20 protein-coding genes and 1 riboswitch are annotated in these 22,831 nt (G+C 58.5%); of the genes, 10 read left to right on the forward strand and 10 right to left on the reverse strand.

Annotated elements, in window-relative coordinates; translation table 11 throughout:
• Positions 1 to 2 precede the first annotated feature (2 nt).
• Positions 3 to 314, reverse strand: a complete 312-nt coding sequence (locus ACIPR4_RS03960; protein ID WP_013567357.1) for a tetratricopeptide repeat protein — start codon at positions 312 to 314, stop codon at positions 3 to 5.
• A gap of 108 nt (positions 315 to 422) precedes the next feature.
• Here ACIPR4_RS03960 and ACIPR4_RS03965 point away from each other — a divergent pair, with 108 nt between their 5' ends.
• The 5 genes from ACIPR4_RS03965 to dnaJ all read left to right on the forward strand — a co-directional run bounded on the left by ACIPR4_RS03965 (position 423) and on the right by dnaJ (position 4,704).
• A complete protein-coding gene (locus ACIPR4_RS03965; protein WP_013567358.1) occupies positions 423 to 941 on the forward strand; it encodes an acyl-CoA thioesterase in 519 nt (172 codons plus the stop codon).
• Positions 942 to 1,007: 66 nt separating this feature from the next.
• Complete coding sequence (locus ACIPR4_RS03970) at positions 1,008 to 1,859, forward strand: Mrp/NBP35 family ATP-binding protein (protein ID WP_013567359.1); 852 nt, start codon at positions 1,008 to 1,010, stop codon at positions 1,857 to 1,859.
• 8 nt (positions 1,860 to 1,867) lie between these two features.
• The gene (hrcA, locus tag ACIPR4_RS03975) at positions 1,868 to 2,944 is read left to right on the forward strand and encodes a heat-inducible transcriptional repressor HrcA (protein ID WP_013567360.1); all 1,077 of its coding nucleotides are present in this window, start codon (positions 1,868 to 1,870) and stop codon (positions 2,942 to 2,944) included.
• A gap of 38 nt (positions 2,945 to 2,982) precedes the next feature.
• Positions 2,983 to 3,549 carry a nucleotide exchange factor GrpE gene (locus ACIPR4_RS03980; RefSeq protein ID WP_245536448.1) on the forward strand — a complete coding sequence of 189 codons (567 nt, stop codon included), beginning with the start codon at positions 2,983 to 2,985 and terminating at the stop codon, positions 3,547 to 3,549.
• An 18-nt stretch (positions 3,550 to 3,567) separates the two neighbouring features.
• On the forward strand, positions 3,568 to 4,704 hold the full coding sequence (dnaJ, locus tag ACIPR4_RS03985) for a molecular chaperone DnaJ (RefSeq protein ID WP_013567362.1): 1,137 nt from the start codon (positions 3,568 to 3,570) through the stop codon (positions 4,702 to 4,704).
• Between the two features lie 47 nt (positions 4,705 to 4,751).
• Here the strand turns inward: dnaJ and ACIPR4_RS03990 are convergent, their stop codons facing one another.
• The 3 genes from ACIPR4_RS03990 to ACIPR4_RS04000 all read right to left on the reverse strand — a co-directional run bounded on the left by ACIPR4_RS03990 (position 4,752) and on the right by ACIPR4_RS04000 (position 8,208).
• A complete protein-coding gene (locus tag ACIPR4_RS03990) occupies positions 4,752 to 5,465 on the reverse strand; it encodes an RsmE family RNA methyltransferase (protein WP_013567363.1) in 714 nt (237 codons plus the stop codon).
• A gap of 371 nt (positions 5,466 to 5,836) precedes the next feature.
• Entirely contained in the window at positions 5,837 to 7,273 is a 1,437-nt protein-coding gene (locus ACIPR4_RS03995; RefSeq protein ID WP_013567364.1) for an L-serine ammonia-lyase, read from the reverse strand.
• A gap of 26 nt (positions 7,274 to 7,299) precedes the next feature.
• Complete coding sequence (locus ACIPR4_RS04000; protein WP_013567365.1) at positions 7,300 to 8,208, reverse strand: HEAT repeat domain-containing protein; 909 nt, start codon at positions 8,206 to 8,208, stop codon at positions 7,300 to 7,302.
• A 140-nt stretch (positions 8,209 to 8,348) separates the two neighbouring features.
• On the opposite strand from ACIPR4_RS04000, the gene ACIPR4_RS04005 reads away from it, so the two are divergent.
• From ACIPR4_RS04005 to rho, 3 genes are all read left to right on the forward strand, one after another.
• Positions 8,349 to 9,932 (forward strand): YifB family Mg chelatase-like AAA ATPase, encoded by a 1,584-nt coding sequence (locus tag ACIPR4_RS04005; RefSeq protein WP_013567366.1) that lies wholly within the window; start codon positions 8,349 to 8,351, stop codon positions 9,930 to 9,932.
• Between the two features lie 410 nt (positions 9,933 to 10,342).
• Positions 10,343 to 10,576 carry a hypothetical protein gene (locus ACIPR4_RS04010; RefSeq protein ID WP_013567367.1) on the forward strand — a complete coding sequence of 78 codons (234 nt, stop codon included), beginning with the start codon at positions 10,343 to 10,345 and terminating at the stop codon, positions 10,574 to 10,576.
• 120 nt (positions 10,577 to 10,696) lie between these two features.
• A complete protein-coding gene (gene rho / locus ACIPR4_RS04015) occupies positions 10,697 to 11,947 on the forward strand; it encodes a transcription termination factor Rho (protein WP_013567368.1) in 1,251 nt (416 codons plus the stop codon).
• Here the strand turns inward: rho and ACIPR4_RS04020 are convergent.
• Entirely contained in the window at positions 11,944 to 12,894 is a 951-nt protein-coding gene (locus ACIPR4_RS04020; protein WP_187290243.1) for a putative bifunctional diguanylate cyclase/phosphodiesterase, read from the reverse strand. The genes rho and ACIPR4_RS04020 overlap by 4 nt on opposite strands.
• A gap of 232 nt (positions 12,895 to 13,126) precedes the next feature.
• Between ACIPR4_RS04020 and ACIPR4_RS04025 the strand changes: the two genes are divergently transcribed.
• Entirely contained in the window at positions 13,127 to 14,947 is a 1,821-nt protein-coding gene (locus tag ACIPR4_RS04025; protein WP_013567370.1) for a phosphoenolpyruvate carboxykinase (GTP), read from the forward strand.
• Here the strand turns inward: ACIPR4_RS04025 and ACIPR4_RS04030 are convergent, their stop codons facing one another.
• Entirely contained in the window at positions 14,948 to 15,295 is a 348-nt protein-coding gene (locus ACIPR4_RS04030; protein WP_013567371.1) for an L-rhamnose mutarotase, read from the reverse strand.
• 167 nt (positions 15,296 to 15,462) lie between these two features.
• Here ACIPR4_RS04030 and ACIPR4_RS04035 point away from each other — a divergent pair, with 167 nt between their 5' ends.
• On the forward strand, positions 15,463 to 16,503 hold the full coding sequence (locus ACIPR4_RS04035; protein WP_013567372.1) for a PLP-dependent cysteine synthase family protein: 1,041 nt from the start codon (positions 15,463 to 15,465) through the stop codon (positions 16,501 to 16,503).
• On the opposite strand, the gene ACIPR4_RS04040 is transcribed toward ACIPR4_RS04035, so the two are convergent.
• The 4 genes from ACIPR4_RS04040 to ACIPR4_RS04055 all read right to left on the reverse strand — a co-directional run bounded on the left by ACIPR4_RS04040 (position 16,500) and on the right by ACIPR4_RS04055 (position 22,635).
• The gene (locus ACIPR4_RS04040; protein ID WP_013567373.1) at positions 16,500 to 17,738 is read right to left on the reverse strand and encodes a chloride channel protein; all 1,239 of its coding nucleotides are present in this window, start codon (positions 17,736 to 17,738) and stop codon (positions 16,500 to 16,502) included. The genes ACIPR4_RS04035 and ACIPR4_RS04040 overlap by 4 nt on opposite strands.
• Before the next feature lie 14 nt (positions 17,739 to 17,752).
• Positions 17,753 to 17,826: riboswitch (Fluoride riboswitch) on the reverse strand.
• Between the two features lie 31 nt (positions 17,827 to 17,857).
• Positions 17,858 to 18,184, reverse strand: coding sequence for a Rieske (2Fe-2S) protein (locus ACIPR4_RS04045; RefSeq protein WP_013567374.1), 327 nt, complete (start codon positions 18,182 to 18,184; stop codon positions 17,858 to 17,860).
• A 60-nt stretch (positions 18,185 to 18,244) separates the two neighbouring features.
• Positions 18,245 to 19,495: a PepSY-associated TM helix domain-containing protein gene (locus tag ACIPR4_RS04050; RefSeq protein ID WP_013567375.1), complete on the reverse strand. Its 1,251-nt coding sequence runs from the start codon at positions 19,493 to 19,495 to the stop codon at positions 18,245 to 18,247.
• Between the two features lie 20 nt (positions 19,496 to 19,515).
• Positions 19,516 to 22,635, reverse strand: a complete 3,120-nt coding sequence (locus ACIPR4_RS04055; protein ID WP_013567376.1) for a TonB-dependent receptor — start codon at positions 22,633 to 22,635, stop codon at positions 19,516 to 19,518.
• Between the last annotated feature and the right edge of the window lie 196 nt (positions 22,636 to 22,831).

The raw sequence follows: 22,831 nt of genomic DNA on the forward strand, positions 1-22,831 counted from the left end.
CGTCAGCCCTCCAGCTCGTCGAGGAGCGCCTGCATCTCGCTGGCAGCATGTGTGTTGTGGGTGCGGCTGGCTGCAGAGAGGCCTTCCTGCAGGCGAACGACGGCTTCGTCGTTCCGATGCAGCTTAGCCAGTGTCTGGGCGCTCATCTGGTAGGCCGGGACGTAGTCGGGGTTGTGCTGGGTTGTGGCGGCAAACTCAGTCAGCGCGGCGTCGGAGTCTCCGGCGCTGAGGTGTTCCATAGCGAGGCCGTACCGGGCGAAGGAGTCGCCGGGGTTCTCGGAGAGAATCTGGGAGAGCATCGCGATCTTATCCATCGGTCTATTCTTCTCTCGTCCGGAGATGATGGCAAATCAGGGAGTAAAAATGCGCCGTGGAAGGTCGGGCATTGCAGGAAATCCCGCAAAACGCGACACTAGAAGGTGATGACAGAAACGGCACGCACGGTCAGGGAGTCGCAGGCGGAACGGAGCGAGATCATCTTTCCGGGCGACTCGAACGCGTTGGGGAACCTCTTTGGAGGACGCCTGATGCAGTTCATCGATCTGGTGGGCGCTGTGGCGGCATATCGGCACGCCCACGCGACCACGGTGGTGACGGCTTCGATGGACCATCTGGACTTCGTGGCTCCGGTGCATATCGGCGATCTCTTGATTCTGAAGGCGAGTGTGAACCGGGCCTTCCGCACCTCGATGGAGGTCGGCGTGAAAGCGATGGTGGAGGATCCGAAGTCGCGGACCTTGCGGCATGTCTCCACGGCGTACATCACGTATGTCGCTGTGGACCAGAACGGAACGCCCGTGCCGGTTTCGCCTATCGTTCCGGAGACGGAGCATGAGCGGCGGCGCTACGACGATGCGGAGCGGCGGCGGCAGATGCGGTCCAGCGAAGTGACACGAAAGCGCGAGATGCGCAGTACTCTGACGATAGGCTGGCACGTGTAGGGGCAGTGAATCGACCGGCTTTACCGCATCATCTAAGAAGTTTCAGAAGGCTGGAATAGGGAAACGATGGCACACAGTGGACACACGCATGGCGGCGCACCGCAACAGGGACCTCAACCGCAGCCGATCAAGGGCGTAGCGAACGTAATCGCCATTGGCAGCGGAAAAGGCGGCGTGGGCAAAACGACGCTCAGTGTGAATCTGGCAATCGCCTTGGCGCAGCTTGGACATCGGGTCGGCCTGATCGACGCGGACATCTATGGGCCGAACGTGCCCATGATGATGGGACAGACGCGGCAGCCCAATGTGGCTCCGGATAACCGCATCCAGCCGCTGGAAAGTTTTGGCGTGAAGTTCATCTCGGTGGGTCTGATCTCTCCCGGCGACAAGCCGCTGATGATGCGCGGACCGATGCTGCACCAGATCATCCGGCAGTTTCTCCAGCAGGTGGAGTGGGGCGAGCTGGATTTTCTCGTGATCGATCTTCCTCCGGGAACGGGCGATGTGGTGATCTCGCTGGTGCAGACGGTTCCGCTGACGGGCGCGGTTGTGGTGTCGACGGGAAGCGGCGTGGCTTTGCAGGACGCGCGCAAGGCCCTGGAGATGTTCCACCAGGTTCATGTGGATGTTCTTGGTCTGGTAGAGAATATGTCCCAGATGACGCTGCCGACGGGCGAAGTGATTGACGTCTTCGGCGCTGGCGGAACGGAGCGCACGGCGCGTGAGTATGGCCTGCCCTTCCTTGGTGGGATTGACCTCGACCCGCAGATCCGTGAGGGTGGAGATACCGGTAAGCCGGTCACGCTCGCAGGGCCAAATTCGCAGAGGGCCAAGGCTTACTTCGCCATCGCGCAGAAGGTCGCGGACGCCTCCAAGGCCATCGCTGCAAAGCAGGAAGACGTCTTCGAAATTACGTAAACCAAACGATGCAGAATGAGATCAACATCACGGCGCGGCAACGGGCGATCCTCACGGAGGTCGTGGAGAGCTACATCTCTACGGGCGAACCTGTGGCTTCGCAGAACGTCGCCCAGGCGCTGGCGAATCTCAGTTCTGCGACGGTGCGCAACACGATGGCCGAACTCGCCGATGCGGGCTTATTGGAGCAGCCGCATACCTCCGCTGGTCGCATTCCAACGGCGCGGGCGTTTCGTATCTACGTTGAGCAGTTGAACGGAAACGACCGCATCCATCCGGCATTGCTGTCCAGCCGGTCGCGGTCGCAGATCGATTCCAGCTTTGAAGGGATCGCCGGGACACAGGCCTTCCTGGAGCGTACCTCGCACGTCCTCGCAACGCTTTCGAGTGGAGTCGGGGTGGCACTGGCTTCGGTGGATACCGCTGATCTCTTGGAGCACGTTCACTTTTCGCGCCTGGCGGTGAAGAAGGTTCTCGCTGTGGTGGTGTTGAAGTCGGGCCTTGTGAGAGATCGAGTTCTTGCTCTGGATCGGGATCTCGATCTGCGCGAGCTCGAGGCTGCCGCTCGCTTTCTCAACGAGAACTTCCGTGGATGGAGTGTAGAGCGCGTCCGGGTGGAGATTCAGCAGCGCACGGAGCAGGAGCGCAACGAGTACCAGCGGCTGCTGGCGGCGGTGAAGGAATTATGGTCGGGTGCGGTGCCGGAGGGCGAGCAGCAGATTTATGTGGAGGGCGTCTCAAACCTGATGATGGCGCCGGCGCTGGGTCAGGAAGAGCGGGAGCATCTGCGCGAGATGCTGGTGGCGCTGGAGGCGAAGGAGCGGCTGGTTGCTCTGCTGAATGCGTACGTCGATGCACGGCAGGAGTCCGTGCGCGCCGTCTTTGATCTGGATGAGTATGCTCCTGCCATGCAGGGACTGGTACTGATTGCGGCCCCCGCCCGTCTTCACGGGGAGAACCGCGGCGCGGTGGGAGTGATTGGACCGAAGCGCATGCAGTACGAAAAGACGATGAACACCGTGGGCTATGTCGCACAGCTCTTCGATCGGATGCGGCAGGCAAGTGACGAGAGTTCTACACAGTGATGGGAAATTTTCAAGACCGGTTCAAAAGGTGGAAACAGATGAGAGAGATGGAGGGCGATCCAATGACAGAGGCGGAGATTTTGCAGGCAGCAGAGCAGGTAGAAGGCGTACCGGTTACAGAGGCAGAAGTAGGAACGGTTACGCTGGCAGAGTTTGAGCAGGTCAAGCAGGAGCGCGACCAGCTACTCGACCGCATGGCCCGGATGCAGGCAGAGTTCGATAACGCACGCAAGCGTGACGCGAAGGAGCGGACGGAGTTCCGTGAGTTTGCTGTAGGAAGTTCGGTAGAGCAGATCCTTCCCGTCTTGGATAATTTCCAGCTGGCGATGAAGGCGCAGGGAAGCCCGGAGCAGTTCCGGGAGGGCGTGGAGTTGATTCTTCGTCAAATGGAAGAGGCAATGAAGCAGCTCGGCGTTCAGAAAGTCGAGACAATAGGAACGCAGTTCGACCCACGCTTCCATGAGGCGTTGGGGTCGATTGAGACGACGGAGCATCCCGATCATCAGGTGCTGGAAGAAGTACGCGCAGGATATCGCATTAAAGAACGGCTTCTGCGCCCGGCATTGGTTCGCATTGCGGTGAATCACGCGCAGACCGAAGCATAAGAAGGAATCCAGGAAGAGATGAGTTCAACGGCAAATATGAAGCTTGACTACTACGAAGTGCTTTCGGTTTCGCGCGACGCCTCCGACCAGGAGCTGAAGTCGTCGTACCGCAAGCTCGCGATGCAGTTCCATCCGGACCGGAATCCCGGCGACCATGCCGCGGAGGAGAAGTTCAGGCAGTGTAGCGAGGCTTACCAGGTGCTCAGCGACCCGGAAAAGCGCGCTGCCTACGATCGCTACGGCCATGCTGGACCGAGCAGCGGCTTCGGCGGCGGTGGAGGCTCGCCCTTTGGCGGACAGGATGTTGGCGACATCTTTGGGGACATCTTTGGCGAGATGTTCAACATGGGTGGCAACAGCGGCCGGCGTGCCTCACGGGCGCAGCGTGGACGCGATCTTCGTTACGACATGAAGCTCGAGTTTGCCGATTCCGTCTTTGGAAAAGAAGAGACGATCAAGATCCGCCGGCTGGAAACCTGCGACGACTGCAATGGAACCGGCGCTGCCCATGGCAAACAGCCGCAGACCTGCGCACAGTGCAAAGGACATGGGCAGGTGCGCTTCCAGCAGGGCTTCTTCTCCGTTGCGCGGCCTTGCCCCAAGTGCGGCGGCACAGGCACAACAATCACCGATCCCTGCCTGACCTGCAAAGGTGAGACACGGGTCATGCGTGAGCACGAGATCCTGGTGAAGGTTCCCGCAGGCGTCGAAGACGGTACACGCATCCGCTACGGTGGCGAAGGCGAAGCTGGAAAGTATGGCGGTCCTGCCGGCGATCTGTACGTCTCGCTGAGCGTGGAGGCGCATGCCTTCTTCGAGCGCGAGGGCGATGACTTGCACTGCGTGATCCCCATGTCATTCCCACAGGCGGCTCTCGGTCTGGAGATCGAAGTACCCACGATGGACGGTGTGACGTCGATCAACATTCCGGAAGGAACGCAGAGCGGCAAGCGGTTCAAGCTGCGTGGCCGTGGCGTGCCTCATCTGAATGAGCACGGCAAGGGCGACCTTGTTGTGGAGATTCGGGTGCAGACGCCGCAGAAACTCAACAAGCAGCAACGGGATCTTCTTAAGCAGCTTGGAGAGACCATGGAAGTACAGAACACGCCGCATACGCGGACGTTCCTGGACAAGATGAAGGACATCTTCAGCTAGAGGTCTTCAGCACACCAGCGCGGCGCTTTGGCGTCGCGCTTTTTTGTTTACAGGATCGAACTGGTGATTGCCAATGCAGCAATGCAGGCTGTCTCCGCACGCAGAATGCGCGGCCCGAGTGTAGCGTGTGTCCATTGCTGCGTTGAGAAGAGCGCCATTTCCTCCGGCGTCCATCCACCTTCAGGGCCGACGGCCAGTGCGATGTCGCCTGCATGACCTTTCAGCGCGGCGGCCAGTGTGTTCTCCTGCTCTGTCTCCGCAAGCAGGATGCGTGTGCCCGCTGTGCAGGTCTTGAGAGTAGAGGCGAGCGTAGCTGGATCGTCCACGACTGGGATCTCTGTGCGGCGTGACTGCTTCGAGGATTCAAGCACGATGCGTCTCCAGCGTTCGACACGCTTGGTAGATGCCTGTGCGAGATGCTTCTCGGTTCTCCGGGCGAGTACAGGTGTGATGCGTGCCACGCCCAGTTCGGTCGCCTTCTCGATCGCCCATTCCAGATGATCGAACTTGTAGACGGCGAGGTAGAGATGAACGGGAAGAGCGGCATCCGACTCCATCTCCTCATGCAGGGTGAAGATGACCGCGTCCTCGCCGACGTTAACGACTTCGGCGCGATGAAGAAATCCTCCTGCGACGACGTCAAAAATCTGTCCCGGCTCTGCTCGGAGGACACGTGCAAGGTGTGATGCCTGATCGCCGGTGAGCGAAGCGGAGGTCCGTTCTTCGTTCCATGTGTCTGCGATCCATCGTCGGCGTGTCATCGTTTTGCGTCCTCGTTATGGTGGTCTTGCTTCGGTGTTGCCCGTGGACGAGTGTATCGCGTCTCATGTGCCGAGAGAGAAATCGCCTGTGTTCATGCACCTTTGCGGTGCTGCGCAAAGGTCGGCACAAAACACTGCGGGGAGCGCATGACGCGCTCCCCGCAGTGTTTTGCTATTGTTGCTTTGCCTTTTGCATCCGCGGTCTTTGCCACCGGGTTGCGTCTTACCGCTGTCTATTCTCCCTGAATGAGAAGACATCGCGCCGCATCTCGTTCATAGCGACTATCGAATGTATAGAAGTCTGAAAAATCAGTGTCAAGTAAAAAATGTCATAGATGAAAATTCTGCTGAGAAAAATTTAAGCAGATCGATCAACATTCGATGACGTTGAGCGCCAAACCGGCGAGCGAAGTTTCCTTATAACGCGATTGCATATCGAGTCCCGTCTGGTACATCGTGCGAATCACCTGGTCGAGAGAGACCTTGTGCTCATCGGTTTCGTGCATCGCCATGCGTGCTGCGTTGACCGCTTTCACTGCGCCCATCGCGTTGCGTTCGATGCATGGAATCTGTACGAGGCCACCGATGGGATCACACGTCATGCCAAGATTGTGTTCCATACCGATCTCCGCAGCGTGCTCCACCTGCGCGTTGGTACCGCCGAGCGCAGCGACAAGGCCACCCGCAGCCATCGAGCATGCAACGCCGACCTCGCCTTGGCAACCGACCTCTGCACCGGAGATCGAAGCGTTCTCCTTGTAGAGGATGCCGATGGCTGCAGCGGTGAGGAAGTAGCGGACGATACCGTCGTCATTCGCTCCTTCGATGAAGTTTAGATAATAGAGGCCAATGGCAGGGATCACTCCTGCCGCTCCGTTGGTGGGCGCGGTGACGACGCGGCTGCCTGCGGCGTTCTCTTCGTTGACGGCCATGGCATAGATCGTCAGCCAGTCGAGGGGAGCGAGCGGATCGCGTGAGCCTTCCTCCTTCAGGCGCTCGGAGAGGCGCTGTGCTCTTCGACGCACGTTCAGACCACCGGGAAGGATGCCTCCCGTACGCATGCCGCGCTCGGCACAGTCGCGCATGGCGGACCAGAGCGCAAGGATGCCATCGCGGACCTTGTCTGCATCCTGTTCGCCCGTGGGATGCTCGACGCGCGGCCGAAGGATGGAGGCGTCGTGTGCCAGCGCCACTTCATTCTGGAACATGAGCTCGGCAATCGTCAGGTTACTTTTGGTTGAGAGTTTCAAGAGCTCTTCCGCACTTCGGAAAGGGAAGGGCATGGGGCGTGAGGATTTGGGAACAGCGTCCTCTTCCGGCGAAAGCTCCTCCGCCGGAATCACGAAACCGCCACCGATGGAAAAGTAGACGTGAGACGCGACGATCTCTCCCGTGGCATCGAAGGCGGTGAAGCGCATGCCATTGGGGTGCGTCTTGATCTCCGGGGCGGGGAACATCTGGTCGCGATGGAAGAGAAGATCGCGCTCGCGAAGGAACTCGATGGGATGATCGCCGTGGAAGAGCAACTGGTTCTTGGCCGAGGCGCGATCCAGAAGGGAGGCCATGCTCTCCGGAGTGATGGTGTCTGGCTGCTGATTGCTTAGACCTGCGAGGACGGCATGGTCTGTCCCGTGGCCGATGCCCGTCAGGGCCAGTGAGCCATAGAGATCGATTAGGACGCGGTGGATGTCGGGGAGGCGCGGCCCTGCCTCGTGAAGAAACGCAAGGGCCGCGCGCATAGGGCCGACAGTGTGAGAGCTGGAAGGGCCGATACCGATCTTGAAGAGCTCGAAGAGACTCGTGTTCACAGCATGGCCTTCTTTACATCCGGCAACTAGTGCTTACGGACGACGCGTGCAGGTTTTGCTTCCGGCATGCTGACTCGAATATAGGCTCCGCAGGCGATGAGACGTACCCCAGGTTTACTGTCGCTGACGAGAGTACCAAGGGCCTTGACGACCTCCGGACCGCGAAACTTCGCAAGCTCCTCGGCCGCTGCCAGCCGAAGACCGGTATCTTTATCAGTCGTCGCGGCGATCAACTCGTTACGGACAAAGTCTGTGTGGTCCTGCGCGAGTTGCTCAATTGCCACGACACGGGGAGAAAGTCCGCCCTGCCCCTTCATGTAGTGAAAGGCTCCCAGGCCGATGCCGACAGGCGGAAGCAGAATCGTCGAGGCCTGAAGAGCGCCGAGCTTTGCCAGCGCCAGGGGATTGTGGAGCGTTCGGTTGGCGTTGTGCATGCCAGTATTGAAGAATCCTCCGTCGGCCTTGCGCTCGCCGCGGGCAATGGCGACCAGAACATCTTCTCCGCTGTGGTCGTTCATCTTCCAGAGGGTCGAAGCTGCTGCCAAGGCTACCTGCGGCTCTGCGTCATCCAGAAGAGACCGCAGCGCCGTCGTAAAGTTCGGGTTCTTCGTCTCTCCCGCAGCGACGATGGAAGCGACGCGGATGTCGACTTCCTTGTTGTCGAAGTGGGCGCTGAGAATGGTAAAGGCCTTGGGGGAGTTTCCCATGAGACCGAGAGCAGCAATGGCCTGGAGCTGGGTGTCGACGCTCTTGGCATCGAGCGCCGTATTGATCTGCGACCATGCTTCGTCGACTGAAGGAGCAGATGAGGCGTCCGCTGCGGCTGCCTTCTGATCTGCCGGGGCGTCCTGCGCCTGAATCAGATTGGGAAGGAGCAGAAACAAAGCGCCTGCAGTGGTAAGAGTGACTTTTCTCAGTCGAATGGATGCGAGCATAAGGGCGGGACTCCGTATTCTATGTGCCGGGATGGCGGTGTTGGAGGTACATCAAAATTAATAGATGCGATTGTCCCCTGTTGCCGATGCTATACACTGCGACCTTGTGACACAATCTTCTTTCTGAGCAGGCCCGGAAGATGCTTTTCAAAGCACGTAGTGCAGCAGTGTATGGAATCGATGCCCACATCATCGATGTGGAAGTGGACTTCTCGGGTGTAAAGCGAGAAGAAGAGCAGTTCGCCATGGTAGGTTTGCCCGATGCCGCCGTTCGCGAGAGCCGCGACCGCGTCCGCGCCGCCATCAAGAACTCCGGGTTCGATCTTCCGCCCACGCGGATCACGATCAACCTCGCACCCGCTGATCTGAAGAAGGAAGGCAGCGGCTTCGATCTTCCCATAGCCGCGGGAATCCTGGGAGCCTATGGCGCGCTCCATCTCAAAGACCTCGATGATTTCCTGCTGGTGGGAGAACTCGGGCTCGATGGCGCTATCCGGGGAGTGCCAGGAGTACTGCCCATCGCAGTCGCGGCGCGCAAGGCGGGGATCAAGAATCTTCTGCTGCCTGCGAAGAACGCGCGAGAGGCCGCCGTCGTCGATGGCGTCAATGTTTTTCCAGTGAAGTCGCTGGCAGAGGCACGCGAGCTCTTAAACATGGCGGCCTTCGAAGCGCTCACGGTTCCACCGTTGCGCGTTGAGACCAGTCACCTGCTGAACGAGATGCAGAGCTTTCCCTTCGACTTCAAAGATGTCCGTGGCCAACATGTGGCGAAGCGTGCGTTGGAGGTCGCTGCTGCAGGCGGGCACAACATCCTTATGATCGGGCCGCCGGGCTCAGGCAAGACGATGCTGGCCAAGCGTTTGCCTTCGATCCTGGCTCCTTTACGCTTCGAAGAGGCGCTGGAGACGACCAAGATCCACTCCGTCGCCGGAGTCCTGGATGCAGACCAGGGTCTGGTGGCGCATCGTCCGTTTCGCTCGCCCCATCACACGGTCTCCGATGCTGGTTTGATCGGCGGAGGTGCTATCCCGCGTCCGGGCGAAGTCTCGCTGGCCCACAATGGTCTTTTGTTTCTGGACGAGATTCCGGAATTCCCGCGCAATGTGCTCGAAGTACTTCGCCAGCCATTGGAAGATGGCGTGGTCACGATCTCTCGCGCGGCGATGAGTCTTAGCTTTCCCGCGCGCTTCATGCTGGCAGCTGCCATGAATCCTTGCCCCTGCGGGTACTTCAACGACAAGAGCCGCGAGTGCATGTGTACGCCTCCAATGATCCAGCGCTACGTCTCCAAAGTGAGCGGGCCTCTGCTCGATCGAATCGATATTCATATCGAAGTTCCGGCGGTGCAGTACAAGGAACTGAGATCGGGGGAAGCGGCGGAAGGCTCGACCCAGATTCGCGACCGCGTCCTCGCAGCGCGTGAGCGGCAGCATAAGCGCTTCGCTATGATCGAAGAAGCGACTTCTGGTAGGCGACAGAAACCCATCTTCGCCAACGCTCAGATGAGTACGCAGCAGATCCGTATCTTTTGCGAACTCTCCTCCGATGCGGAACGTATTCTGGAGCGCGCCATGCAGCAGCAGGGGCTCAGCGCACGGGCTCACGACCGCATCCTCAAGGTGTCTCGTACCATCGCCGACCTGGAAGGTACCCCGGAGATCGCGGTCAAACATATTGCCGAGGCGATCCAGTACCGGACCCTCGACCGCAGTTATTGGGCGTAGTGAGGTGATAACTCTATGGTTTTCCGTCAAACTTTTGTACAAGTCTCCGAAAATAAGTATTGACCCTGATCTCGATACAAATTATGTTGCATGAGTGTCCGGGGTTTTAGAGCGCTTTTACGCGATCTGATTCTTTCGGGAAACTCGTTGCGGGATGATTGGCCGTATCCCGAAACCTCTTGAATAAAAAGGGCTTAGACCCTAGCCTTCAGCATTGGGCAACTTAAATCCCCCACGCAGTGAGCGTAGTCGAAGCGAGGGCCATGGGCTCTGCAACGTTGCGGTACAGCGTCATACGGCGATTGCACCTTCTAGCGAAGTTGCAACGTCCAATCTAAGGACACGGCGGGGGAGACTCCGTCCAGCGTCCAGCAAGCGGGCTCCGACAAGCCGCATAGATAGGAGAAGCAATGCGTTCTGATCTCATCTTTGGTGCCATGACCCATGTCACCAACCGCTACCAGCTCTGTCAGCTCGCCTCTAAGGCGACCCGCAAGTTGCATAAGCCGAATACCCGCCTCCAGGACACGACCAACGAGGTTCTGGATCGCTTCCGTGAAACGGTTCCAACGGATCAGAAGGCACTCCCGGCGACCGCTTTGCCTGTTGCCAGCCATCTTGTGCAGGAACGCCGCGCGGCCTAACGGCCCGCGGCTCTGCCGCTTTTTTTGTTTGAAACTGTGTCACCCCGCACCACCCCCTCCGTTTCATCCCCCTCCGTACAATCCCCTCCAACATTCCCTCCAAAGCATTTCAGGTAAACGATGACGATCTCTGAGTTAAAAGAAAAGAGTATTGCCGAACTCGGCAAGCTCGCACGCGCACTAGACATCCAGGGCACCAGCGCACTCCGTAAGCAGGACCTGATCTTCAAGATCCTTCAGGCCCAGAGCGAAAAGGAAGGTCACATCTTCGCTGAAGGTGTGCTTGAAATCCTCCCCGACGGCTACGGTTTCCTGCGCTCGCCGGATTACAACTATCTCCCTGGCCCGGACGACATTTACGTCTCCCCCTCGCAGATCCGCAAATTCGATCTCAAGACCGGCGATACCATCTCCGGTAACGTCCGTCCTCCGCATGAAGGTGAAAAGTACTTCGCACTCGTCAAGATCGAGGCGATCAACTTTGAGTCCCCCGAAGAGACGCGCAACAAGATTCTCTTCGACAACCTCACGCCTCTCTATGCGGAAGAACGCGTCAAGATGGAAACCGTTCGCGAGAACATCTCGGGTCGCGTGATGGACCTGCTTACTCCCGTAGGTAAGGGACAGCGTGGTCTGATCGTCGCTCCTCCCCGCACCGGTAAGACGATGCTTCTGCAGTCCATCGCAAACAGCATCTCGACCAACCATCCGGAGATCGTTCTGATTGTTCTGCTCATCGATGAGCGTCCGGAAGAAGTGACGGACATGCAGCGTTCGGTCAAGGGCGAGGTCATCTCCTCCACCTTCGATGAACCCGCAGCACGCCACGTTCAGGTCGCCGAGATGGTGATCGAAAAGGCCAAGCGCCTCGTCGAGCACAAGCGCGATGTCGTCATCCTGCTGGACTCCATTACGCGTCTCGCGCGTGCGTACAACACCATCGTCCCGGCGTCGGGCAAGGTGCTCTCAGGCGGTGTGGATTCGAACGCGCTGCAGCGCCCGAAGCGCTTCTTCGGCGCGGCCCGAAACATCGAAGAGGGCGGTTCACTCACGATCATGGCAACGGCCCTCGTCGATACCGGATCTCGTATGGACGAAGTCATCTTCGAAGAGTTCAAGGGTACGGGCAACATGGAAGTCATCCTGGACCGCAAGCTTGTCGACAAGCGCGTCTTCCCGGCGATCGACATCCAGCGCTCCGGTACACGAAAGGAAGAGCTTCTCATTCCGAAGGAAGACCTCCAGCGAATCTGGATCCTTCGTAAGGTGCTCAACCCTCTCTCCGCAGTCGAAGCCATGGAGCTCCTTACGGATCGCCTCGGCAAGACCCGCAACAATACGGAGTTCCTGCACAACATGAACTCGCTCTAAGCGATACCGAAAAACACAAGAGGCGCAGCTAAAGGCTGCGCCTCTTGTGTTTCTAACGCGCGGGGGCTCAGCGAAAAGATCGCCGTGTCCACCAGGGGCGGGCCCGCCGAATGTGCCTCATTCCTATGCTTCGACATTAAAATAAAAAGTTCTTCGGGCGTCATCGGATGTGCCAGCAGATAGCCTTGGATCTCCTCGCATCCCATCTGGTACACAAGGTTTCGTTGTTCGACGGTTTCCACGCCTTCCGCCACGACTGTGAGTCCCAGCGAATGAGCGATATTCACGATGGCCTGCACCATGGCGGCTCCGCGGATCTCCTCGTCTGCTCCCTGAACGAAGATTTTGTCGATCTTCAAGACGTCCGCATCCAGTTCGCGCAGGCGTCCCAGTGACGAATAACCAGTTCCAAAGTCATCAATCGAAATCCGCACACCATGCCGTCTCAACATTTGCAGATGTTGCTTTACCTTCTCGAAGTCCAGCACCAGCGCGCTTTCCGTGACCTCCAGCTCCAGCATCTGAGCAGGCAGCCCGCTCTCCCGGAGGGCTTCGAAGATGGTCTCCACAAAATCCTCGCGCCAGATATGCACAACGGAGAAGTTGACGGCTAGGCGGCCCAACAGAAAGCCCTGGTCCAGCCATCGCTTTGTCTGGAGGCACGCCTCGCGGATCACCCACTTGCACAGCGGCACAATCAGCCCTGTCTTCTCTGCGAGGGGGATGAACTCCGAGGGAGAGATAGGACCTTCGATCGCATCGTCCCACCGCGCCAGCACCTCTACTGCAGCAATCTGCTGGTTTCGATCGAAGATCGGCTGATAGGCGAGACTTAGGCCGATGGAATCCAACAGCGCTTTCTCAAGCCTGACCGCCAGCCTTCGTTCCCGTTCCGAAACCCTTGCTTTGCTACCTGAAGGAACGCCTGGGCCAATCAGCTCCCGCACATGAGTCTCTTTCCTTTGCAGCAAACCAACCTCCGCACAACATGCCGTGAAGTACGCCTTTTTCCCTCATCGGCAGTTTCCGCTTCAGGTAGAGTGGAGCAAAAAGTGTCTCATTTTCGTACGAAGGGAAAAGTGCTTCATCGCATGAATCACTTGACGCGCGCTTCCCCCGGAGTTTCTCATGGGGCGTAGGGCATGCGGAGCTGTCTTCGTCCCGCGAGAGGAACCTTGAATGGCCACGCAAAGCATCACCTCAGCTCCCACTACGAATCGTCACCTCATCCGTTGGGTGGAAAAGATGGCGGACCTTACCCAGCCCGACCATATCCACTGGTGCGATGGATCTCAGGCTGAGTATGACTTCCTCTGCAACACCCTTGAAGAGGGCGGAACCTTTACCCGCCTGAATCAGAAGCTTTGGCCCGGCTGCTTTCTCGCTCGCTCCGATGCGCGAGATGTTGCCCGCGTGGAAGACCGGACGTTCATCTGTTCGCTCTCCAAGGACGCCGCCGGTCCCACAAATAATTGGGAAGATCCCTTCAAGATGCGCCGCAAGCTGAAGCAGCTCTTTAAGGGCTGTATGCGCGGGCGGACGATGTATGTACTGCCCTTCAGCATGGGACCCATTGGTGGTCCGATGTCCCGCATCGGTGTGCAGTTGACCGACTCCGAGTACGCCGTCGTGAATATGCGCATTATGTGCCGAATTGGAACGCCGGTCTACCGCGAGATCGAAAAAGATAACCAGCGCGTCGTTCCATGCCTTCACTCGGTCGGCATGCCGCTTGCTCCTGGTCAGAAAGACGTTACCTGGCCCTGCAATGACGAGAAGTACATCGTTCATTTTCCAGAAACACGCGAGATCTGGAGCTACGGCTCCGGCTATGGAGGCAACGCCCTCCTGGGCAAGAAGTGTTTTGCGCTTCGGATCGCCAGCAACATCGCGCGCGACGAAGGCTGGATGGCGGAACACATGCTCCTCGTCGGCCTGGAATCGCCGGGGGGCGAGAAGACCTACGTCGCCGCCGCATTCCCATCCGCCTGCGGCAAAACCAACTTTGCCATGATGGTTCCCCCCGAGGGCTTCGATGGCTGGAAGATCCGCACCGTGGGTGACGATATTGCCTGGATTCGTCCCGACGAGAACGGTCACCTCCGCGCCATTAACCCAGAGACGGGCTTCTTCGGCGTCGCGCCGGGCACCTCGCCTAAGACAAACCCCAACGCGATGGCTACCCTTCGCCAGAACACCATCTTCACCAACGTGGCGGAAACGCCCGAAGGCGGCGTCTGGTGGGAGGGCATGACCGACACGCCACCCGCTGAGTGTCTTGACTGGCGTGGAGAGCCCTGGACTCCTGCGATTGCGAAGGAGACCGGTCGCACCGCCGCGCATCCCAACGGGCGCTTTACCGCTCCAGCCTCGCAATGCCCCGTCATCGATGCCGATTGGGAGAAGCCCGAAGGCGTTCCGGTCTCGGCCTTTATCTTCGGTGGCCGCCGCAGCACCACCATGCCGCTGATCTACCAGGCTTTCAACTGGAGCGCGGGCGTGTATGCTGGCGCCACGATGGGTTCAGAGATGACCGCCGCTGCCGGTGGCACGCTGGGCACCGTACGGCGCGATCCCATGGCCATGTTGCCCTTCTGCGGATACCACATGGGCGACTACTTCCGTCATTGGATCAAGATGCAGCGCACGCTTGAGCGCACGCCCCGCATCTTCCATGTGAACTGGTTCCGTAAGGACCAGAACGGCAAGTTCCTCTGGCCGGGCTTCAGCGAGAACATGCGCATTCTTCGCTGGATCGTCGATCGCGTCCATGGCCGTGCCCAGGGGCGTGAGACGCCTATCGGCTGGACACCCTACTACGAGGATGTTGTGTGGGACGGTCTGGATTTTCCAAAAGCCAAATTCGACGAGCTACAGCAGGTGGATCGCACGCTCTGGCGCAAGGAAGTCATGAGCCACGAAGAGCTCTTCATCAATCTCCACGACCGTCTTCCACCCGAGATGATCTACGAGCGCGAACTTCTTATCTGCCGTCTCTAGCTACTGACCTAGAGCGCCCTGTAGCCAGAAGACACGCTCCATCGGCAGCCACTTCCGTCCGTCCTCTGAGAAGGGAAGGGTGGATTGGAAGCGACCCATCATCGTCTCCCACTTCTGCACCACAGGGTTTGCGAGATCCATGGACGCCTTGCGTTCAAAGGTGAAGTCGTCTGTGACCTCCATGATCATAAAGAGACGGTCGCCAAGCGAATAGATCTCCATGTCCAGAACGCCCGCCGCCCCGAGACTCTCCATCACCTCGGGCCACACTTTCGTGTGCCAGTCGATGTACTCCGTAATCAGGGCTGGCTCATCTTTGAGGTCACAGGCAAGGCAATAACGCTTCATAAAAAGTCTCCGGTGTGTTCTTCGCAGAATAATCTGTTTTCACGATTTTCGATCTGCCTTACATCCTAAGAAAGCTTTGGCCTATCGCCATACAACACTTCAGATCTGCTGGAAATCACCATACGAAGGCCATGTCTCTCGCGCCGAAACTTCACTAGCCTGAAGACATGCCCACTTTCTGTCCGCCTACTGTCCACAAGCGCTTCGACGCGCTCCGCGAAATGATCGGACAGACGCCGATGCTTGCGATCGACTATCGCTTTCGCGGTCGCGTAGGAACGATCTGTGCCAAAGCCGAGCAGATCAACCTGAGTGGTTCCATTAAAGACCGCATGGCCCTCCATATCCTCGAGAATGCTTACGCCACCGGTGTCATTGCCCCTGGCGACACCATCGTGGAAGCGACCAGCGGGAACACTGGCATCTCGCTCTCCGCCATTGGAGCGGCCCTCGGACATCCGGTCGTGATCTATATGCCAGATTGGATGAGCCGTGAGCGGGTTGACATCATCCGCAGCTACGGCGCGGAGGTTGTCTCCGTGAGCAAGGCCGCGGGCGGCTTCCTCGGCAGTATCTCTCTCTGCGAGAAACGCATGTCGGAGTGCGCTGGGATCTTTCTGCCGAGACAGTTTGAAAATCAAGCCAACGTGCAGGCGCACGCACGGCATACTGGCCCAGAACTTCTCGCGCAGATGGGTGCGGCAAATCTTCATCCGCACGCTTTTGTCGCCGGAGTCGGCACGGGTGGAACCATCATGGGGGTCTCTGCCTGCTTCCGCCTGCATGACAAGACGATCAAGCTTCACCCTGTAGAGCCTGCCGAATCGCCGACCCTGACGACTGGCTACAAGGTCGGCTCGCACCGTATCCAGGGCATCTCAGACGAGTTCATTCCACAGATCGTGGAACTCAATCGGCTGGATGAGGTGATCGCAGTCCACGATGGCGACGCCATTCTGATGGCGCAGAAACTTGCGCGCAAACTCGGTCTCGCGCTGGGTATCTCGTCGGGATGTAACTTCCTTGCCGCCGTGATGGCTGGCCTGCAGCACGAGCATCCCGTCGTCGCCACGGTCTTCTGTGACGACAACAAGAAGTATCTGTCAACGGGATTGATGAAGGACGAGCCCGTGCGCGAAGACTACCTGACGCCGGAGATCGAGCTGCTCGACCTTCGTGTCATCCCTCGTTCACCCATCGCCAACTAGATCTGCTTGCGCAGAGGATAGATGCCTAACTTCCCGGAGCACAGATAGCTTGCCACGCACGCAATCGCAGCGAAGCAGCCTGGGACAGGCCCAAAGAGTTCAAAGGCCATGATGGTGGACGCAATGGGCGTCTTGGCTGCTCCCGCAAACACCGCCACGAAGCCCATCCCCGCCAGCAGGGAAGCGGGTAAAGGAAGAACGGCGGAGAGCGCGTTGCCCATCGTCGCTCCGATGAAGAAGAGCGGCGTGACCTCTCCGCCTTTAAATCCAAGTCCAAGCGTGACGACGGTGAAGATCGTCTTCCATGCAAAGTCCGCGCGCGGCAGGACATGGTGAAACGCATCCACGATGACGGGCACCCCGAGGCCGATGTACCGCGTCGTTCCCATCGTAAACACCGCCGTTGCAATGATCACACCACCGATGGCGGGCCGCAGCGGACCAAAGCGTACAAGCTTTTTCGACCACGAAGACAGGTGATGCACGCCATAGGAAAAGATCAGGGCCATCAAGCCGAAGAGTGCTCCCGCGAGGACGGAAGCAAGCACTGTCCTGGGCGTAAAGCCTGCGAGCGCATCCACGCGGTAGATGGTGTGATGTACGCGCCACGCGCGTGTGACGATGTCTCCAACGACAGCTGCTATGAGGCAGGGCCCCAGGGCGGGCGTGAGCAGGCGGGCAACGCCGAGGACCTCCATACCAAAGACGAAGCCCGCGAGGGGCGTTCCAAAGACCGAGCCAAAGCCCGCGCTCAGACCCGCCATCAGTAACAGCCGTCTCTGCGAACCATCCAGGCCCAACGGCTGCGTGAGCTGGTCGGCGAGGGATGCTCCCGTTTGCAGCGCCGTTCCTTCGCGACCTGCGGAGCCACCAAAGAGATGCGTGAGAAAGGTGCCAAGCAGGATCAGCGGAGTCATGCGCAGCGAGATTGTTTCCTGCGGATCGTGGATCTCTTCGAGGATGAGCGCATTGCCTCCTTCCACTTTGCTTCCGAAGTGACGATAGAGCAGGCCCACTGAAAAGCCCGCTACAGGAAGCAGAGCGATCAACCAGCGATGCGCTTCTCTCGTTTTCGTAGCGAAATCGAGCGAGACGAGCAGAAACGCAGAAGCCGTTCCTGCAAGTGCTCCGATCACCGCAGAGATGCCGATCCAGCGCAGACCGGTGCCGAGATGAAAGGCATGTTTCCATGTGAAATGCGGTGTGGTGGGGCGGGTAGATAAACCTTCGGGCACACTTCCTCCTACGTTGTCTCGTAGGAGTCATCAGCTCCGCGCATACAGCGCGTGCGGTTAGTGGCGGAACCCCATCGCCCAGGTTGTTCTCTTGAAAGTAGCATCGCAGCGCACCGAAATCAACGCGCTGGCTCTGACCCATCAGGCAGTTTGATAAAGATTTCGTTGTCGTACTGCCGAATCTCGTACAGCACCAGAGGCGGGTCACCCGCGATCTCAGGGCATCCATCGGTGATGTCGAAGCGCCATGCATGATACGGACAGACGACCTTGGTGCCGTCCAGATGCCCGCTCGACAGCGGCGCTTTCTGGTGTGGGCAATCGTTATCAAAGGCGAACATGCCGCCCGCGTGCCGTGCCACGCAGATCTCCAGCGCGCCGCCACGAAATGCCTTCATCTCGTTCTCCGGCGGGAGTTCGTGCGCGTTACACAACTTGACGATCATGACTTCATCCTAACGGCTACTGAAGCTGGAAGGGCATACAAGGGCTCGCGATAAGTGTGTTCAAGACGACTTATTAAGCCGATGCCAGAGGGGCCGCAGCTTGCGGTTCCAGTACATGATCAGGCCTGTGACGGCCAGCAGAACCGGTACAAGACCGACCACGACCCAGAGGATCTTCACCGCAATCCCAAGCCAGCCCTCACCGCCGAACGAACCGAAGTGCACCGTGAAGAAGTACTGGATCACGCGCAGTCCCAGCATCTGCTGCGTGGTATCTGCCTTGCCCAATACTTCCCCTGTATGCGGATCGAGCGAGACACGTACGAGTTGGGAGTAGGGAAGCGATCCGTTGTAGTAGCCCGTTACGCTGAAGGGAACGCCGGGTCTGCCGGGAAGGTATAGGTAATTCGGCGGAGCGTTTTGAGGAAGTGCTCTTCGCGCTGCGGCGATCACCTGGTCCACGGTCATGGCAGGAGCGGAGCTTGGCGCAGGCTTTCGGTCCGGCGCTTCCATCTGGGCCAGGGCCTTGGCCGGGCTGCCTCCTGTGGCTAGCACAGTGATCCGGCTCATGGCTGCAGGGAAGGCAAAGTACAGACCTGTAAACGTAACGGCCAGGAGCGCCGCGCAACTCCAGAAGCCCACGACCGAGTGAAGATCCCAATTCAGGCGCTTCCAGTTGATTCTCTTGCGACCGTGCAGCCGAAGCACCATGGCTCCCGCCCAACGCTGCACACCGGGCCACCAAACCACGAGCCCAGAGAGGCACAGCACAAGCAAACCGACGGACATCCATCCACTGATCTGCAGACCGAGCTTTCCTAAGAGCAGATAGAAGTGAAGATTGCTGATCCAGCCGAGCACGCCGTCATAACGCATGCGATCCAGAAGGACTACGCCTGTGTAGGGGTTGAAGCTCGCCATGCGATAGTTCGAGTTCGGCGCGCCGGTCTTCTGACGCATCAGGACCGTAGTGGCTTCGCCTGTCTTGTCGAAGTCCTTCAGACCGGAAGCGACCCACCCGGGTCTGCTGGCTTCGATGGTTCGTATCGATTGCTCCAGCGTGACCGTCTGCGACACAGGAACGATGCGATAGACCTGCGCTTCGGTGGCGTGTTCGATCTCTCCCTTGAAGACAAGGGCCGATCCGCTCAGACCGATGACGACGCAGTAAAGGGCGACAATCACGCCCATCCACAGGTGTATCTGGAAGATCGCGCGTCGCAGCCAGACTCTCTGAGGCGACCGCAACCAGTTTGCTTTCCTGGTTACAGCCGCCACGTGCTTTCCCGGATTGGCCACAGCAGATTCCATGCGAGGTTCTTTCCTTCAGGTTAGAAATGCAGCTTCATGGAAACCTGCATGGAGCGTGGACCGCCAACTTGATACAACGAGGCCAGACCACCGAGTTGATTGTTGAGCGTGTTGGATGCCTGTCCGAACAGGTCCGCACCGACCGAAAGGGAGTTGCGCACGCTGCCATAGATCGGATGGTTCAGAACGTTATAGGCCTCGGCGCGAAACTGAACGCCTACCCGCTTCGTGAAGGGGAAGTCGCGACGCAGAGTGAGATCAGCCTGCACGGCTCCAAAACCACGCGCAGAGTTGCGTCCCGCGTTTCCATCCACACCAGCTACAGTCGTGGTCGAGAACGCGTTGAAGTTGATCGCACGTCCGCCAGGATATTGGTTGCCATAGAGGTAAAGAGGCGCTATCGCAACGCGGTCCGGATGATAGGCCACGTTCGCACCGGAGCTGGCATCGATGGTCTGCGCCTGCAGGATATCGACCGGCAATGCCGAACGTGCGGAGATGCGTGCATCCATCGACCAGTGCTTCAGCGTGTACGCCACGAAGGAGTTGTTATAGCGCCCCGGGATGTCATAGCTCACGGCAGCCTGGAAGTTATTCCGGATGTCATAGTCAGAGACAGAGCGACGCAGTTGATAGACGGTGAAGTTCGACGTCGCATCATCCATCGCGTGGGACCATGTGTACGCTACAAGGACCTGCAATCCCTTGGAGAGCTTGCGGTCGAAGCGTACCTGAAGCGAGTTGTAGTCCGAGCCTGAGGTGTTCGTGGTGACGTACAGTCCCTTGCCTGCGCTGAACGCTGTGTTTCCCAGAGCTTCGGGATGATAGAAACGCTGCGCCAGTAGACGACGTCCGGCGGAGGCTACGTAGTTGATCGTCAGAGACTGGCTTGTGCCCAGCGCTTGTTCTACTGCGACGTTCCACTGACCGGTATAGGGCAGCTTGAGGTCGGGAGCGTAGGCGTAGATAGGAGCGTTATACGGAGCATTCGCATTGGGTGTGGGAGCAGACTGGACCTGTGCAAGTGTCGCGGGGAAGGGAGCGGTGTAGCTCGCGAATCCGGTTGTTCCGATGCCGTAGTAGCCTTGTGCGCTTAGCGCCTGGCCGGTGTCGTAGAACAATCCACCGCCCGCGCGCAATACCGTTTCTCGACCCGGTGTGCGGTACAGCTGATAGGCCATTCCAATACGAGGTGCAACGTTACCGTAAGTCGTCTTCCACAACGAGGTGCCCTTGGCCGCGGCCTGCGTGGTCGCCAGATTCGAGATCTGGTTCACCGTGTAGGGCGTGTTCCCGTTGGCATCGTTCGGTGCGGGATTCACATCCCACCGTACGCCTGCCGAAACGCTGAGCCGGTCACTCACTTTCCATTCGTCCTGAAGGAAGGCCGAGAAATTCTTCGATACGGCCTTCATGTTCACGTTCTGCGTGTACACGTAGAGGCCGTCGGGTGTGTTGGTCATCACCGCCTCCGGGGTGTAGAAGAAGGCAACCTCCCACAGTGGCGGCAGCTTTTCGCTCGTGACAAGTCGGCGATAGTCGATGCCGAACTTCAGGTTATGACGTGCAACCGTCTTGGTCAGTGAATCCGTGATGTTCAGCTGCCGCTGACGATTCGATTGCGGTTCGAGCAGGTAATAGGGATACAGGCCGTAGAAGAGGAAGAACGTCATCCAGTCACCGTTGCCAAGGCCGGGGGCCGTGCTTACGCTCAGCGGACTTGCGCCGCCGAAGTTATCCAGATAGCGGTTCGACTTGTAGTCGTTGCCTGTGACGCCGATGCGGAATTCATTTGCGAGTGAAGGAGTGATGACGTTGCTTGCACCAAGGACCAGCGTCTTCACGTTACGGGTCGTGGCATTCACCTGTGCGAGGTTGCTGGCCTGCCGAGCTGAACTTTGCGAGGGCACGTCGCTGTATCTTCCAAAGATCTTGAATCGATCGCCAAAGGAATGGTCGATGCGGATGCTGCTGGTATCCAGTCGGCTTGGAGCCGCGTAGCCAGCCGTGTAGTTCGCCAGGCCGTTGCCCAGGTCAGGATTATTACTTACAGGGAACGCGGAGAGAAATGGCCGCAGGGCCGCCGGTGCAGAAGCTCTCAGTGCATTGCTGGGCACCTGGTAGAGCGCTGCCGCCACGGGGCTCGTCAGTCGGAGGCCTTCATAGGAAAAGAAGAAGAAGGTCTTGTCGCGGCCGTTGTACACATGAGGAATGTGCAGATAGCCGCCGAGCGTTCCGCCGAAATCGTTTTGGCGCTCTGGAAGCTTTACCGTGTCGAAGATGTTCTTCGCATCGAGCGCATCGTTCCTCAGGAAGTCGAAGGCCGTGCCATGCCAGTCGTTCGTACCTGAGCGTGTGCTGAAGCTGAACTGTCCGCCGGGTGTCCGGCCATACTCTGCCGAATAGGAAGAAGTGCTCGCACGAAACTGCTCCAATGCGTCGATAGACACAATGCTCTGCGTCGTACCGAGAGCACTGCCCTGTGGCGTCGATCCAGAGAAGCCCGCGCCAGGATATCCGTCCGTCGAAACCGTCGCGCCGGTGTTCGCGCTGATGCCGTCGATCGTGTAGTAGTTTGATTCAGTGCGCTGTCCGTTCACGCTGATCTCGCCGCTCGATCCAGAGCCAGCGGAAGGAACAACAAGTGTTCCCGGAGCAAGGGTGATCAGGGACTGGAAACTTCGTCCGTTCAGCGGCATGTTCTCCACAAACCGGCGGTCGATGACGGTACTCACGCTCGCGTCGGTGGTGTCGATGGTCTGGCCGCTGCCGTCGACGCTGACCTGTTCGCTCGCGGAACCAATGCCCAGCTGTACGTTCTGAGCAATCTTTCCGGCTACGTCCACGGTTACATCGCGAATGACCTCGGAACTGAATCCCGGTGCGGAGATGCGTAGGGTATAAACGCCTGGCTCCAGAGAGGGGATTGCATACAAACCCGTTTCGTTGCTATGGGTCCTGTAGGTTTTCTGTGTCTTCTGATTAACCAGCTCCACCTCGGCGTTGGCCACATTGGCCTTCGCTGAATCGGAGACGATTCCCGAAACCTGTGCGGTCTGGCCCCATGCCTTCAGGGAACCTCCAAACAACACCATTGCAACCGCAGTTCGGCCTAAAACAATATAAAAATGCTTCAGCATGACTTGCCTTTCAAAATAGCAACCGTCTGCCGCAAGCATCTACAATGGACACTCGGCGGCCTAAGGGCTGTCGATCTGTGGGCCCCCTCGATGCTCCGCCAAAAGACTTCGCGGGGGTCCTTTCTGTTAATCCACTTTGTATGAATATACGACATGTTTAGTCTTAGTTAGGGTCGGACATGAATCGTTATGCATG

The organism is Terriglobus saanensis SP1PR4 (genome assembly GCF_000179915.2).
Lineage (GTDB): Bacteria > Acidobacteriota > Terriglobia > Terriglobales > Acidobacteriaceae > Terriglobus > Terriglobus saanensis.

What these genes read in the sequence shown, in the direction of transcription:
- hrcA (WP_013567360.1), top strand. Translation starts at nt 1,868, where the DNA reads ATGCAGAATGAGATCAACATCACGGCGCGGCAACGGGCGATCCTCACG.
- ACIPR4_RS04025 (WP_013567370.1), top strand. Translation starts at nt 13,127, where the DNA reads ATGGCCACGCAAAGCATCACCTCAGCTCCCACTACGAATCGTCACCTC.
- ACIPR4_RS04005 (WP_013567366.1), top strand. Translation starts at nt 8,349, where the DNA reads ATGCTTTTCAAAGCACGTAGTGCAGCAGTGTATGGAATCGATGCCCAC.
- dnaJ (WP_013567362.1), top strand. Translation starts at nt 3,568, where the DNA reads ATGAGTTCAACGGCAAATATGAAGCTTGACTACTACGAAGTGCTTTCG.
- ACIPR4_RS03980 (WP_245536448.1), top strand. Translation starts at nt 2,983, where the DNA reads ATGAGAGAGATGGAGGGCGATCCAATGACAGAGGCGGAGATTTTGCAG.
- ACIPR4_RS03965 (WP_013567358.1), top strand. Translation starts at nt 423, where the DNA reads ATGACAGAAACGGCACGCACGGTCAGGGAGTCGCAGGCGGAACGGAGC.
- rho (WP_013567368.1), top strand. Translation starts at nt 10,697, where the DNA reads ATGACGATCTCTGAGTTAAAAGAAAAGAGTATTGCCGAACTCGGCAAG.
- ACIPR4_RS03960 (WP_013567357.1), bottom strand. Translation starts at nt 314, where the DNA reads ATGGATAAGATCGCGATGCTCTCCCAGATTCTCTCCGAGAACCCCGGC.
- ACIPR4_RS03990 (WP_013567363.1), bottom strand. Translation starts at nt 5,465, where the DNA reads ATGACACGCCGACGATGGATCGCAGACACATGGAACGAAGAACGGACC.
- ACIPR4_RS04045 (WP_013567374.1), bottom strand. Translation starts at nt 18,184, where the DNA reads ATGATCGTCAAGTTGTGTAACGCGCACGAACTCCCGCCGGAGAACGAG.
- ACIPR4_RS04055 (WP_013567376.1), bottom strand. Translation starts at nt 22,635, where the DNA reads ATGCTGAAGCATTTTTATATTGTTTTAGGCCGAACTGCGGTTGCAATG.
- ACIPR4_RS03970 (WP_013567359.1), top strand. Translation starts at nt 1,008, where the DNA reads ATGGCACACAGTGGACACACGCATGGCGGCGCACCGCAACAGGGACCT.
- ACIPR4_RS04010 (WP_013567367.1), top strand. Translation starts at nt 10,343, where the DNA reads ATGCGTTCTGATCTCATCTTTGGTGCCATGACCCATGTCACCAACCGC.
- ACIPR4_RS04035 (WP_013567372.1), top strand. Translation starts at nt 15,463, where the DNA reads ATGCCCACTTTCTGTCCGCCTACTGTCCACAAGCGCTTCGACGCGCTC.
- ACIPR4_RS04050 (WP_013567375.1), bottom strand. Translation starts at nt 19,495, where the DNA reads ATGGAATCTGCTGTGGCCAATCCGGGAAAGCACGTGGCGGCTGTAACC.
- ACIPR4_RS04000 (WP_013567365.1), bottom strand. Translation starts at nt 8,208, where the DNA reads ATGCTCGCATCCATTCGACTGAGAAAAGTCACTCTTACCACTGCAGGC.
- ACIPR4_RS04030 (WP_013567371.1), bottom strand. Translation starts at nt 15,295, where the DNA reads ATGAAGCGTTATTGCCTTGCCTGTGACCTCAAAGATGAGCCAGCCCTG.